This is a genomic window from Pseudooceanicola sediminis, assembly GCF_003575965.1.
Taxonomy (GTDB): domain Bacteria; phylum Pseudomonadota; class Alphaproteobacteria; order Rhodobacterales; family Rhodobacteraceae; genus Pseudooceanicola; species Pseudooceanicola sediminis.
Genome location: NZ_QWJJ01000001.1, coordinates 18,016 through 29,927, shown reverse-complemented (window position 1 = coordinate 29,927; position 11,912 = coordinate 18,016). Strand labels below are relative to the sequence as shown.

Below are 11,912 nucleotides of genomic sequence, written 5' to 3'. Positions count from 1 at the left end.
TCGGTCAGGTCGGCGCCTGCTCGCCGATCCTCTTGATCATGGCGCGCAATCCGTTCGACCTCTGAGCGGACAGGTGATCCTCGAGACTTAGCCGCGCCAATTCCGCATGGGCATCGACTCCGGCCAGCTGGTCCATCGGCACCCCATTATAAAGCGCGCGCAGGACCGCGATCAGGCCGCGCACGATCATCGCGTCACTTTCACCGTCAAAAAAGAAAATGCCGTTTTCCGGCCTTGGATGCAGCCACACCTGGCTTGCGCAGCCATCAACCTTGGTGGCGGGCACTTTCAACGCATCCGGTAAAGGGTCCATCGCCTTGCCCATATCGATGACATGGCGATAGCGATCTTCCCAATCTTCGAGGAACTCAAAGTCCGCGACGATATCTTCGAATGCTTCCTGCGCCATTATCCGCCTTCCTAGCCGTGGTACCTGGTCGATGTCCCCGAGGTAGTTCCCGTTCCACCGAAGGTCCAGACCCACGGGCGGCTTTTCAACCGTGTCGTGGTGGGTTAGACGGAGACACAGGTTCACGGAGGCTCCGGACATATGCGCAAGACTATTCCCGTCGTGGTGATCGCCGCTCTCTCGGTGGCCGGTTGTGCCACGATCCGCGACAGCCGGGCGAACCCGGCCAACTGGTTCGGACGCACCCAGACCACCGCGAGCGCCAGCACCAGCGGAACCGCCAATCCACTAATCCCAGACCGCGTGCTGAGCAGCAAGAAACAGGTGGTGGACCTGCGCACGCCCGTTGCGCGTATCGATACATTGGACGTCGAACAGGTACCGGGCGGCGCAATCATCCGCGTCAGCGCGACCTCGGCCTACCAAGGGGCCTTCAAGGTCGGCCTGGTTCCCCAGAATGCCGAAGGCCCTGTCGACGGCGTCGCGCGCTATACCCTGATGGCCTATCTTCCCGCAACGCGCACCTCCCTGCCCGTCGGAACCGAAGCATCGCGCAAGGTGGTCGCGGCAACGCGGTTGTCCGATATCGAGCTGGCCGACGTGCGAAAGATAGAGGTGGTCGGCGGGCTGAATGCGCTCAGCCAAAGCCGCTAGGTAGTGAAGACCAGAGCGCGCCCGCGACGCTCTGGTCGCAGCATTCAGCGCAGGTCGACAGTGACGACTTTCTGACCCTTTGTGGCGAGGCCGATTTCGCCATCGCACAAGCGCAGGGCGTCCGCACCGAAAACATCGCGTCGCCACCCCTTCAGCGACGGCACATCGCGCATGCCGGCGGCCAGGGCATCCAACTCCGACGTGGCGGCGATCAGCTTGGCCGCGACCCCGGCGGTATCGGATTTCGCCTTTAGCAGGACGCGCAGCAGATCCGCCAGGGCCGGGTTCACCTGCAGCTTTTCTGCTGAGGTGTCGGGCCGTGGCAATTTGCTGTCAGGACAGTCCAGACCTGCCTTCACGGCGGCAATGATGCCGTCTGCAATTTCGCCCTTGCGGGCTTCACGCAGCAACAAGCGCGACCGCGACAGGTCCTGTGCGTTCTGCGGCTTTGTCGAGGCAAGCTCGACCATGGCATCGTCCTTGTAGACCCTGTTGCGCGGCACGTTGCGCGTCTGGGCAAAACTTTCGCGGAACTTTGCCAGTTCACGCAATATGGCGAGGAACCTGCCAGAATTCGTACGGGTGCGCACGCGCTGCCAAGCGTCTTCGGGTCGCACGACATAGGTGTCCGGATTGGTCAGGATACCCAGCTCTTCCTCGACCCACTTCTCTCGCCCTGCCTTGCGGATCTGCCCCGCGAGGTATTCGTAGATTTCCCGCAGATGGGTCACATCGGCCAGCGCATATTTCAACTGTGCATCGCTCAGAGGGCGTCGCGACCAATCGGTAAAGCGCGACGATTTGTCGAGTGGTTGATGCGCAATCTTTCGCACCAACGTCTCGTACCCGACCTGCTCTCCGAAACCGCAGACCATTGCCGCGACCTGTGTATCGAACAGAGGTTCGGGAATCAGACCGGCATCGACAAAGAAAATTTCCAGATCCTGCCGCGCTGCGTGAAAGACCTTGACCACCGAAGTGTCACGAAACAGCGCGTAAAGCGGATCGAGTGACAGACCCTCTGCCAACGGATCGACAATCGCCGCACAGGTTGCCTCAGGGCCGGGAAAAGCCAGCTGGATCAGGCAAAGCTGAGAGTAATACGTGCGCTCGCGCAGAAACTCGGTGTCGACAGTGACGTAGGGATGGGATTTCGCCTGCTCGCAGAAGGCTGCCAGGCCCTCGGTACTGGTAATGGTCTGCATTTCGCACTTTCTTAGGGTTGCGGGTTCATCCCGCCTTCACGAACCAGTCATAAGCAGCATTTCCGGAGTTGAAAAGACCACGTGGCCGAACACCACGTGGACGACCGTGTCCGCCCCCCATCGAAATGGAAGGCGGCGGCTTTTTCCGCGACTGCGCAGGTCAGACCAGTTCGGCCAGATCCTTGGCTTCGAAACCCTGAAGTTCCCCGACCGCGCCGCGTTTGACCTTGGCCGCCCAGGCCGGGTCGCTGAGCAGGGCGCGACCGACGGCAATCAGGTCGAACTCGTCTCGCTCCATCCGGTTCAGCAACTTGTCCAGCGATGTGGCCTCTGACCCCTCGCCCCCGAAGGCCGACAGGAATTCGCCAGACAAGCCGACCGACCCGACCGAGATGGTCGGCTGTCCAGTGATCTTCTTTGCCCACCCGGCAAAGTTCAGGCCATTTTCGCCGTCGATCTCTGCAAATTCAGGCTCCCAGAACCGGCGCTGCGAACAGTGAAAGACATCGACTCCGGCATCGACCAGGGGCGTCAGCCACGCGTCCATTTCTTGCGGCGAATTGGCCAGCTTGGCGGCGTAGTCCTGTTGCTTCCACTGGCTTAGGCGCAAGATGATCGGAAAATCCGGGCCAACAGCGGCGCGTACGGCCTTGACCACTTCGACGGCAAAGCGCGACCGCTCCGGCAGGGTGGTACCGCCCCATGCGTCGGTGCGCAGGTTTGTCCCCTCCCACAAGAACTGGTCGATCAGATAGCCGTGTGCGCCGTGCAGTTCCGCCACGTCGAACCCGAGCCGCTTGGCATCCGCCGCAGCCGACGCAAAGGCGGCGATGGTCGCCTCGATATCCGCCTCACTCATCTCGACACCGCGCGGTGCACCGGGGCCAATCAGACCCGAGGGGCTTTCGACAGGGGATTCGGGTTCCCACTCGCCGCCGCGGGTCGATCCGGTATGCCAGATCTGCGGCCCCATGCGTCCACCTGCGGCGTGAACGGCGTCGATCACGTCCTTCCAGCCCTTCAACGCATCCCCGTGGAAAAAGGGAATGCCGGGCGTGTTACGTGATGCAGGCCGGTCGATCACGGTGCCCTCGGACAGGATCAGACCGACCTCGTTCTGGGCTCGGCGGGCGTAATAATCCGCCTGCGGTTGGCCAGGAAGCCCCTTTGGTGCCATGGAGCGTGTCATAGGCGCCATGACGATGCGGTTCTTCAGCTCGATGCCTTTCAGCGTGAAGGGGCGGAACAGGATGTCTGTTGGATGGGACATGAGAAGTATCCTTTCAATCTCGTCCCGGCCTAAGTATATTCGGGAAACCTAGTGTCAATCACGCACCTGAAGTACACCACGTCACCTCGAGGTAACCTCATGGAAGATCTAAGCTATCAGGGCGTCCGCTGTGACGTTGCCGCCTTTTCCGTCGACTGCCCGAACCGCGAATTGTTCGACCAGATCGCCGACAAATGGTCGATGATGATCCTGACGGTGCTGGATACCGGCCCGACCCGATTTAACGAGATAAAGCGACAGCTGGAGGGGATTTCGCAGAAATCCCTGACGCAGACCCTGCGCAAGCTTGAGCGGAATGGCCTGGTGATACGCGAGGTGATCGACACATCACCTGTGGCGGTACAGTACCAACTCAGCGACCTTGGCGGCACATTGCTGCCACCGTTTCGTGCCCTGTACGGCTGGACGAAACACCATCTCGGTGATGTGTTGTCCGCGCGCGCCACCTATGATGCGCGCGTGGCCTGATTACAGTTCAAAGCGGCTGCGGTCCCCGGCGGCGAAGCGGCGCAGCGCTTCGGGATACAGGCGATGCTCTTGCTTCAGCACCCGTGCGGCCAGCGTTTCGGCTGTGTCCTCCTCCAGCACCGGCACGCGCGCCTGCCCCAGAATCGGACCACCATCCAGCTCTGCCGTCACTTCATGCACCGAACAACCGGCCTCCTTGTCGCCCGCGGCGATCGCACGTTCGTGGGTATGCAGCCCTTTGTATTTCGGCAGCAGGGATGGGTGAATATTCAGCATCCGGCCTTCGAAATGACGGATGAAATCGCCGGTAAGAATGCGCATGAAGCCGGCCAGGCAAAGAATGTCGGGTTGCGCGGCCTCCAGATGCTCGATCAGGACCGCCTCGAATGCGGCACGGTCCTTGCTGAAGGGCTTGTGGTCGACCGAGGCGACAGGCACCCCCATCTCCCTTGCCCTGGCCAGGCCACCGGCGTTGGGATCATTCGACATCACCAGCACAGGGCGGGCAGGATGCCCCTGCCCCATGCTTTCGACCAGGCGCACCATGTTGGACCCCCCACCCGACAGCAAGATCGCAACGCGCTTGGTCAATTCACCGGCCCCACCCGTGCCCGCATTATTGGCCTGCACCAGTATATCGCACACCTGAAGCGTCCTGGACGTGACCCAATTGAAACACCGTCTCGCCCGCGTTTGCCAGCAATGTGCTCAGCGCCTCTGCACGCTCAGGTGCCACGACCAGGACCATGCCGATGCCGTAGTTGAACGTCTCGAGAATGTTTTCGGTGGACGTACCGCCGACACCTTGAAGCCACTGGAAAACGGCCGGCTTTTCCCACGCGTCGAGGTTGATGACAGCACCGTGGCCCGACAGCACGCGCGGCAGGTTTTCGGTCAGCCCGCCACCGGTAATATGCGCCAGCGCATGAACGCCGCCCGTCCGAACAGCCTCAAGGCAGGATTTCACGTAGAGGCGCGTCGGGGTCAACAGCGCCTCGCCCAAGGTGCCTGCGCCAAAGGGGCATGGTGCATCCCAGCCCAGGCCCGAAACATCGACCAGCTTGCGCACCAACGAATAGCCATTGGAATGCACTCCATCCGACGCAAGCCCCAGCAGGACATCACCCGGCGCAACGTCTTTGGGCAGATCCGTGCCACGCTCCATCGCGCCGACTGCAAAACCGGCCAGATCGAAGTCATCCTTGGCATACATCCCCGGCATTTCCGCCGTTTCGCCACCGATCAGCGCGCAGCCCGACAGCTCGCATCCCTTGGCGATACCTTCGATGATAGCCGTCGCGCTTTCCAGCTCAAGCTTGCCGGTGGCAAAGTAATCTAGGAAAAACAACGGCTCGGCGCCCTGGCAGACCAGATCGTTCACACACATCGCCACCAGGTCGATGCCAATTGTATCGACGTGACCGGTATCAATCGCGATCCGCAACTTGGTTCCGACGCCATCCGTCGCCGCGACCAGGATCGGATCGTCGTATCCTGCCCCTTTGAGGTCAAAAAGAGCACCGAAACCGCCAAGCCCCGACATCGTGCCAGGCCGGTTCGTCCGTTTTGCCGCAGGTTTGATCCGCTCGACCAGGGCATTTCCGGCATGGATATCCACACCCGCATCCGCGTAGGTAATACCGTTTTTGCCCTCGGTCATTGCTGGCTCCTTTTCACGCCGCCATTTCCCCGGAAATTCACAGGGAACGTTGCGGCACCCGGTAGCCGATCTGCCCCATTGGCGCAATCACAAAGCCGCCAGACGCCTTGCGGCTGCAAGAATCGTGCCAATACGGGCGCGTTTCCCCGGATCCTGCGAAAGAGGTGTTTCCATCTCGCCAACACGCCCTTGACGGTCCGGCGCGCTCAAACTACCACTCTGCGCCAAGGTAGGGCCTGTAGCTCAACGGTTAGAGCAGAGCGCTCATAACGCTTTGGTTGCGGGTTCAAATCCTGCCGGGCCTACCAAAAATCACATTTTCAGCAGTGTTTTCAATGCTCGTGTGTACCACGCGGCTTGAAAATGGCTCACCACTTTTCAGTGACTTAGGCATCAAGTGCACCACGCTCAAAGGGCTGGATACAACTGCAACAACCATCCAACTGGACGGGCGGAACAGTCACGCACCCGAAGGAGGCGAAAGAGAATGCCTTCGTCGAGCGAAGGACAGAGGGTTTGAGCACGCTTTCCGCCGCGACGGCACCTCGACGCTCGACCGAGACTTCCGACTACAGCAGATACTTCGTGATCGTTTGGCGAGGCGCTATTTGACCGCCTTGCACCAACTCCCGAAATCACCTTGAGCCGCTACCAGACAAATCCGCCCGTCTTCTTTGTCCAACAGTAGCCATCCGTTATTCACTTCTCGGATCAACTCATATCTTTCCGGCGAGCTGGGGGCATCTGACGCTCGTGGAAAGCTCCTTCCCATGCGAGAAATTGCATCAGACATCGCTGCCGCAAACATCGCAACGGTAAGCGCGGCGACGATGACGAATATATAACGATCAATGCGCTTCAAAATTTTATCCTATTTAGAGGTAGTGGAATATCGGTGACCAACCAATGCTTGGCCCTTCTCGCAAAACCGGTTCTTACTGACCTCAATTTTCGACTTCAAGACGAGCATCGCGCCCAGACCAACCTTTTAGGGTCCTGACCCTAGCGGGCAATCACGATATCTGCGCGAAGGCCGCCCAGACTCTCGCTTTCACTCAGGCGCAGGACACCGCCGTGCGCGCGGGCTATGTCGGTTGCGATCGACAGGCCCAGACCCACGCCGGAGCCGTTGTTCTGATTTCGCGCAGGCTCCAGGCGGGTGAACGGGCGGGCGGCTTCCTCGCGCTTGGCAGCCGGTATGCCCGGGCCATCGTCTTCGACACGGATGCGCAGACTGCGCTGCGACAGATCAATGGCAACCTCCGCCCGCGTCCCATAGCGCACCGCATTTCCGATCAAATTGTCGACGGCCCGGCGTACCGCATGGGGGCGCAAAGGCATCTCCCCCTCGCCCACGGCATGGACCAGCGTCACATTCTGCCCCCCCCTCTGCGCATCACTGACAATCGAGCGGACCAGTTCGATGGGGTTCACGTTCTGCACCACCTCTTCGGCGGTACCACGTGCAAACGACAGGAATTCGTCGAGCATGCGCTGCATGTCATCGACATCACGCTCAAGTCCGATGCGGTCTTCGTCCTCTAGCATCGACAGCGCCAGGCGCATGCGCGTCAGTGGCGTGCGCAAATCGTGGCTGACCCCGGACAACATCAGGGTGCGCTGCTCGATCTGGCGTTCTATCCGGCTGCGCATGTCAAGGAACGCATTGCCCGCGGCGCGGACCTCGACGGCCCCACTTGGTCGATAGGGGATGTGCCGCCCCTTTCCAAACGCCTCGGCCGCCTTTGCCAGGCGTGTGATGGGCCGCAGCTGGTTTCGGAGATAGATGAATGAAATCAGGGTCATCAGCACCCCGAAAACAACCATGTTGACCAACAGCTGGTGCGGATTCGACGCCGACACCCGCGCGCGACGAAAACTGAGGCGAAGCGCCTGAGAGCCCCGCATGACATAGGCATGCACCACGTGATCATCAGGCAGGACGACGGCGTCGACCTCCGGCACGACCTTATGCAGGGTCCGGATGACAACCCGGCCGGACACGTCGAACCAGCGTGCTCCGTCGTCTTGCGGCACCGCGTCCGGGGCAATCGTGTCGACCCTGATCCCCAGGATACCCGCCAGTTCGGGACGCCCGCCGCCCTCTGGGTCGCTTAGGATCAGGCGCAGATCCCGGCTGATACTGTCCGTCATCTGGACGGTGACCCCTTCGAAGTGTCGCTGAATGAAAACGACGGACACGACGAGCTGCAACGTCACGACCGGCAGCACCAGGATGAGCGCTGCACGACCATAGATCCCGCGCGGGACATAATGTTTGAGCCAACTGAACAACATGCGCTAACCTAATCCCGTAAGTGACGGGAGAAAAGCGCCATGCAGCCAGACGATACATTATCCGCGCGCATGGGTCTCGGCGCTGCCGGAGAGGCTGTAGAAGTGGCCCCCGATGTCCGCCGCCTTCTGGCGCCCAATCCCTCGGCCTTTACCGGACCGGGGACGAACACCTACTTGGTCGGTCAGCGCGGCCTGGCGGTGATCGATCCCGGGCCGAACGACGAGGCTCATCTGGACGCGATCTTGCGTTCGGTTTTGCCGGGTCAGTCGATCACGCATATCCTGGTCACCCACGCGCACCTTGATCACGCGCCGCTGGCGCGGACCCTGGCGGCAAGAACAGGCGCGTCCGTGCTTGCCTATGGCGATGCGCTCGCCGGCCGGTCGAGCGTCATGCAGCACCTGGCAGCGACGTCACACCTGGGCGGTGGCGAGGGGACAGATCATGCTTTCGTCCCCGACATTTCCCTCCCCGACGGCACAAGGGTCACCGGAGACGGCTGGTCGCTTCGGGCGCTCTGGACGCCGGGGCATTTTGGCAATCACCTGTCCTTTGCAATGAATGACACGATCTTTACCGGCGATCTGGTCATGGGGTGGGCGACGTCACTCGTCTCGCCGCCCGATGGTGACCTGACCGATTTCATGGCATCTTGCGTCAGGCTCCAAACCCTGCGGGCGGCGCGCTTCCTGCCGGGCCATGGCCCGGCGGTTGAGGACCCCGCTGAACGGCTGACCTGGTTGATTGCGCACCGCAAATCACGCGAGGCTGCGTTGCTCGATGCTCTTACCGGCAAGCACGCGACACCGTCCCAACTGGCCGCAATGGTCTATCAGGATACGCCGCCCCACCTCATGCCCGCGGCCACGCGCAACGTCCTCGCCCATCTCATTGACCTGACCGGCAGAAACCTGGCTCGTCCCGTCGGCGATCTTCACGCAGAGGCCCTCTTCAAGCGCCTCTAGCGTCAACCGCCCCTCGGGATTGCGCGCCCGATCAGAGCTCAGGAAAAAATTCCTGCATATGTCGAAATGCCTCTTGCTCACACAGAATCCCATTGCTATATCGCCGCCATGTTCCGGCGTAGCTCAGCGGTAGAGCAGTTGACTGTTAATCAATTGGTCGTAGGTTCGATCCCTACCGCCGGAGCCATTTAAACCTTTGGTTTAAATTTAAAAAAAGGCGACCCTTTCCGGGTCGCCTTTTTTCTTTTGCGACATCGAGGCAGTCTTCGAAAGTCCGGCGCGGTGGAACGAACCATCGCATGCCTCGCTCGGTCCGGCACATCCGATCGCGCCGAGGATACACACGCACCGCGACCCCCGCTCTACACCCACGACCTTGCAGATCCGCGCCCGGGCGCATTGCAAAGCCGTACCGACATCACGACGCGGACCAGGGCGCGGAAGGGCCCCGAACAAACTCAGCCCAGCCTGTCTGCACACGACGATCCGATTTGCAAAGATCACCACAGGCAGATGCAAAGCCTCGGCAAACACGCATTGTCACTGCCATCGGGCGCGGCTAACCTGACGTCAGTTGGCAGCAGGAGTCGACATGCGCACTGTTATCTTCAGTCTTGGCGCTGTTCTGGTCCTGTTGACCGGGCTGGTGGCAGGGCCCGTGACCGCCCAAACCGTATCGTCCTTGACGCAGACACTCACACCGACTGCGACGACCGACCCCATCGCCCTGCCCGACCCCCTGACCCCCCAGGCGATCAACGCCTTGATGGCCCGGCTGTCAGATGCACAGGTGCGCGCCCTGCTGCTCGACCGCCTGGATGCTGCGGCGACCACCGCCGCCGCCACCGATGGTGTGACCTATGCCAACGTCGGTGCGCTGATGACCGAAACCATGCGCAGGATCTGGCAGTCCACGGTGCACAATTTCGCGAACGCCGATGCCTTTATCGCCGCGGAAAGCGCGGTTCTGAATGGTTTTGCGGCCCGTCTCGGGCCGGACGGCGTGCGCAAGATGCTGCTGGCGGTGGCGCTTGCCATCGGCGTCGGGCTTGCCGCCCAGACCCTGGCGCATCGGGTGCTGTTCCGCCGACCCCGGGCACGGGCGCCGCTGGGGCGCAGCACGGACCTGATGTACAATCTTCGCCTGGCCGCCCTGCGGATGTTCTACGAAATTATCGGTGCGCTGATCTTTACCGTCTCGGCCTTTGCAGTGCTGCACCTGTTCAAACCCGATGAATCCGTGCCGCTGGTGTCGCCTATCGTGTTCTGGATCGTGTTCATGCCACGCTTTGCGATCGTGCTGTTGCGCTTTTTCCTGGCGCCGACGCACCGCCAGGCCCGACTGCTCAGCCTTTCCGATCACATGGCGCGGGTGATCTACTGGAATTTTGTCGGCATTGCCTATGGCCTCGGCTTCACCTTTGCGATGGCCGCCCTCAACAAGGCCTTCGGCGGCGCGCCCGGCTTCTGGCACTGGTTCAACATCGTCTTCTTCGGGTGGATGCTGTTGCTGTTCATCCTCACCCGCAACGGCTGGCGCGCGATAATGGAGGGCGGACGGACCGAACTGACAGCCTTCGACGCCTGGTCGATCCGCGCCTATCCCTACCTTGCCGTGGTCTCGATCGTCGCCACCTACATCTTCTGCGTCGGCGCCAACGTGATGAACGCTACCGGCGTGCTGGCGGGGGGGCGGCATTTTGTCAGCATGGTCATCGTGCTCGTGGCGCCCCTGCTCGACACGCTGATCCATGCCATCGTGCGCCACTTCATGCCCGACATGGAAGGCGAAGGCGACATGGCCCGCCACGCCTATCGCGCCAGCCGTCGCGCCTATGTCCGCATCGGTCGGGTGCTGGTCTTCGGGGCCGTGATCCTGGCCACCGCCCGGCTCTGGCATATCACCGCCATCGGCATGGCCACCGCAGGTGTCGGCGCCCCTCTGGCAAGCGCCGTCGTGCAGGTCGCCCTGATCACCGTCTGCGGCTACCTTGTGTGGGAAATGGTGCGGCTGCTGATCAACATCCGCCTCGCCCGCGAACAACCCACTGCTGCCGATACAGCCCGGGTCCCGGATGGCGAAGGCATGGGCGGCACCGCCACCACGCGGCTGGGGACGATCCTGCCGCCGATCAGTTTCGCGCTCCAGTTCTTCGTGATCTCGGCGACCATCCTGACGATCCTGGCCAACCTCGGGGTCGATGTCACGGCGCTGCTGGCCGGTGCCGGGATCGTCGGCATCGCCGTCGGTTTCGGATCGCAGAAACTGGTCAGCGATGTAATCTCGGGAATGTTCTTCCTGGTAGACGATGCCTTCCGGCTGAACGAATATGTCAACGCGGGCGGCGCCATCGGCACGGTCGACCGCATCTCGCTGCGCTCGCTGCGGCTGCGCGATGCCAAGGGGCCGGTACTGATCGTGCCCTACTCCGAAATCAATACCGTCACCAATTACGGGCGCGACTGGGGCATCATGAAACTGCGCTTTACCGTGCCCTTCCATACCGATGTCGAACAGGTGCGAAAGATCTTCAAGCGGATCGGCCAGGAGATGCTGGAAGACCCGGAGCTCGGCCCCGGCTTCATCGAACCGTTCAAGAGCCAGGGCGTCTATGAATACAACGACCACGGCATCGTCATCCGGGGCAAGTTCACGCACAAGCCCGGCGCGCAGTTCATGATCCGCAAAAAGGTCTACACCCGCGTCAAGGAAGAGTTCGAAAAGGCGGGGATCGAATTTGCCCGCCGCGAGGTCAAGGTCAACCTCGAAGGGGCCGGCCGCGACACCCTCAGCGAAGAGGACAAGCACAAGATCAGCGCCGCCGCAGCCGAGCACAGCGCCGAATCCGACCGGGCGCAGACATCAGCCAACGGCACCAGCGGCCCTCCGCGCGACGCCCCCTGACACCACGCCCGCTCACACCACGCCCACTCACACCACCACCGTCATACCGGCAACCG

The 11,912-nt window shown here is 61.6% G+C and carries 11 protein-coding genes and 2 tRNA genes; 6 read left to right on the top strand and 7 right to left on the bottom strand.

Going from position 1 to position 11,912, the window contains the following annotated elements; all coding sequences use genetic code 11:
* Nucleotides 1-4: 4 nt before the first annotated feature.
* On the bottom strand, nucleotides 5-409 hold the full coding sequence (locus tag DL237_RS00130; protein WP_119396995.1) for a SufE family protein: 405 nt from the start codon (nucleotides 407-409) through the stop codon (nucleotides 5-7).
* Between the two features lie 141 nt (nucleotides 410-550).
* Here DL237_RS00130 and DL237_RS00125 point away from each other — a divergent pair, with 141 nt between their 5' ends.
* Nucleotides 551-1,063: a hypothetical protein gene (locus DL237_RS00125; RefSeq protein ID WP_119396994.1), complete on the top strand. Its 513-nt coding sequence runs from the start codon at nucleotides 551-553 to the stop codon at nucleotides 1,061-1,063.
* Nucleotides 1,064-1,107: 44 nt separating this feature from the next.
* Here DL237_RS00125 and rnd read toward each other — a convergent pair whose 3' ends face one another.
* Complete coding sequence (rnd, locus tag DL237_RS00120; protein WP_119396993.1) at nucleotides 1,108-2,268, bottom strand: ribonuclease D; 1,161 nt, start codon at nucleotides 2,266-2,268, stop codon at nucleotides 1,108-1,110.
* Between the two features lie 160 nt (nucleotides 2,269-2,428).
* Nucleotides 2,429-3,538, bottom strand: a complete 1,110-nt coding sequence (locus DL237_RS00115; RefSeq protein WP_119396992.1) for an NADH:flavin oxidoreductase — start codon at nucleotides 3,536-3,538, stop codon at nucleotides 2,429-2,431.
* A 99-nt stretch (nucleotides 3,539-3,637) separates the two neighbouring features.
* Between DL237_RS00115 and DL237_RS00110 the strand changes: the two genes are divergently transcribed.
* Nucleotides 3,638-4,027: a winged helix-turn-helix transcriptional regulator gene (locus tag DL237_RS00110; protein ID WP_119396991.1), complete on the top strand. Its 390-nt coding sequence runs from the start codon at nucleotides 3,638-3,640 to the stop codon at nucleotides 4,025-4,027.
* On the opposite strand, the gene purN is transcribed toward DL237_RS00110, so the two are convergent.
* Complete coding sequence (gene purN, locus DL237_RS00105; RefSeq protein ID WP_267896995.1) at nucleotides 4,028-4,672, bottom strand: phosphoribosylglycinamide formyltransferase; 645 nt, start codon at nucleotides 4,670-4,672, stop codon at nucleotides 4,028-4,030. It abuts the gene before it with no gap.
* A complete protein-coding gene (gene purM, locus DL237_RS00100; RefSeq protein ID WP_119396990.1) occupies nucleotides 4,644-5,687 on the bottom strand; it encodes a phosphoribosylformylglycinamidine cyclo-ligase in 1,044 nt (347 codons plus the stop codon). The genes purN and purM overlap by 29 nt, the downstream gene beginning before the upstream one ends.
* Before the next feature lie 232 nt (nucleotides 5,688-5,919).
* On the opposite strand from purM, the gene DL237_RS00095 reads away from it, so the two are divergent.
* Nucleotides 5,920-5,995: transfer RNA gene (locus tag DL237_RS00095), tRNA-Ile, on the top strand.
* Between the two features lie 296 nt (nucleotides 5,996-6,291).
* On the opposite strand, the gene DL237_RS20450 is transcribed toward DL237_RS00095, so the two are convergent.
* Both DL237_RS20450 and DL237_RS00090 read right to left on the bottom strand, forming a co-directional pair.
* On the bottom strand, nucleotides 6,292-6,549 hold the full coding sequence (locus tag DL237_RS20450) for a hypothetical protein (RefSeq protein WP_147405301.1): 258 nt from the start codon (nucleotides 6,547-6,549) through the stop codon (nucleotides 6,292-6,294).
* A 140-nt stretch (nucleotides 6,550-6,689) separates the two neighbouring features.
* The gene (locus tag DL237_RS00090; protein ID WP_119396989.1) at nucleotides 6,690-7,985 is read right to left on the bottom strand and encodes an ATP-binding protein; all 1,296 of its coding nucleotides are present in this window, start codon (nucleotides 7,983-7,985) and stop codon (nucleotides 6,690-6,692) included.
* 39 nt (nucleotides 7,986-8,024) lie between these two features.
* Between DL237_RS00090 and DL237_RS00085 the strand changes: the two genes are divergently transcribed.
* From DL237_RS00085 to DL237_RS00075, 3 genes are all read left to right on the top strand, one after another.
* Nucleotides 8,025-8,951 (top strand): MBL fold metallo-hydrolase, encoded by a 927-nt coding sequence (locus DL237_RS00085; RefSeq protein ID WP_233544801.1) that lies wholly within the window; start codon nucleotides 8,025-8,027, stop codon nucleotides 8,949-8,951.
* Nucleotides 8,952-9,063: 112 nt separating this feature from the next.
* A tRNA-Asn gene (locus DL237_RS00080) sits at nucleotides 9,064-9,138 on the top strand.
* Nucleotides 9,139-9,543: 405 nt separating this feature from the next.
* A complete protein-coding gene (locus tag DL237_RS00075) occupies nucleotides 9,544-11,856 on the top strand; it encodes a mechanosensitive ion channel family protein (protein WP_119396987.1) in 2,313 nt (770 codons plus the stop codon).
* The last annotated feature ends 56 nt before the right edge of the window (nucleotides 11,857-11,912 follow it).

Excerpts from the sequence above, each read along its gene's own strand:
- DL237_RS00130 (WP_119396995.1), bottom strand. The coding sequence starts at position 409 with ATGGCGCAGGAAGCATTCGAAGATATCGTCGCGGACTTTGAGTTCCTC.
- DL237_RS00125 (WP_119396994.1), top strand. The coding sequence starts at position 551 with ATGCGCAAGACTATTCCCGTCGTGGTGATCGCCGCTCTCTCGGTGGCC.
- rnd (WP_119396993.1), bottom strand. The coding sequence starts at position 2,268 with ATGCAGACCATTACCAGTACCGAGGGCCTGGCAGCCTTCTGCGAGCAG.
- DL237_RS00115 (WP_119396992.1), bottom strand. The coding sequence starts at position 3,538 with ATGTCCCATCCAACAGACATCCTGTTCCGCCCCTTCACGCTGAAAGGC.
- DL237_RS00110 (WP_119396991.1), top strand. The coding sequence starts at position 3,638 with ATGGAAGATCTAAGCTATCAGGGCGTCCGCTGTGACGTTGCCGCCTTT.
- purM (WP_119396990.1), bottom strand. The coding sequence starts at position 5,687 with ATGACCGAGGGCAAAAACGGTATTACCTACGCGGATGCGGGTGTGGAT.
- DL237_RS00090 (WP_119396989.1), bottom strand. The coding sequence starts at position 7,985 with ATGTTGTTCAGTTGGCTCAAACATTATGTCCCGCGCGGGATCTATGGT.
- DL237_RS00085 (WP_233544801.1), top strand. The coding sequence starts at position 8,025 with ATGCAGCCAGACGATACATTATCCGCGCGCATGGGTCTCGGCGCTGCC.
- DL237_RS00075 (WP_119396987.1), top strand. The coding sequence starts at position 9,544 with ATGCGCACTGTTATCTTCAGTCTTGGCGCTGTTCTGGTCCTGTTGACC.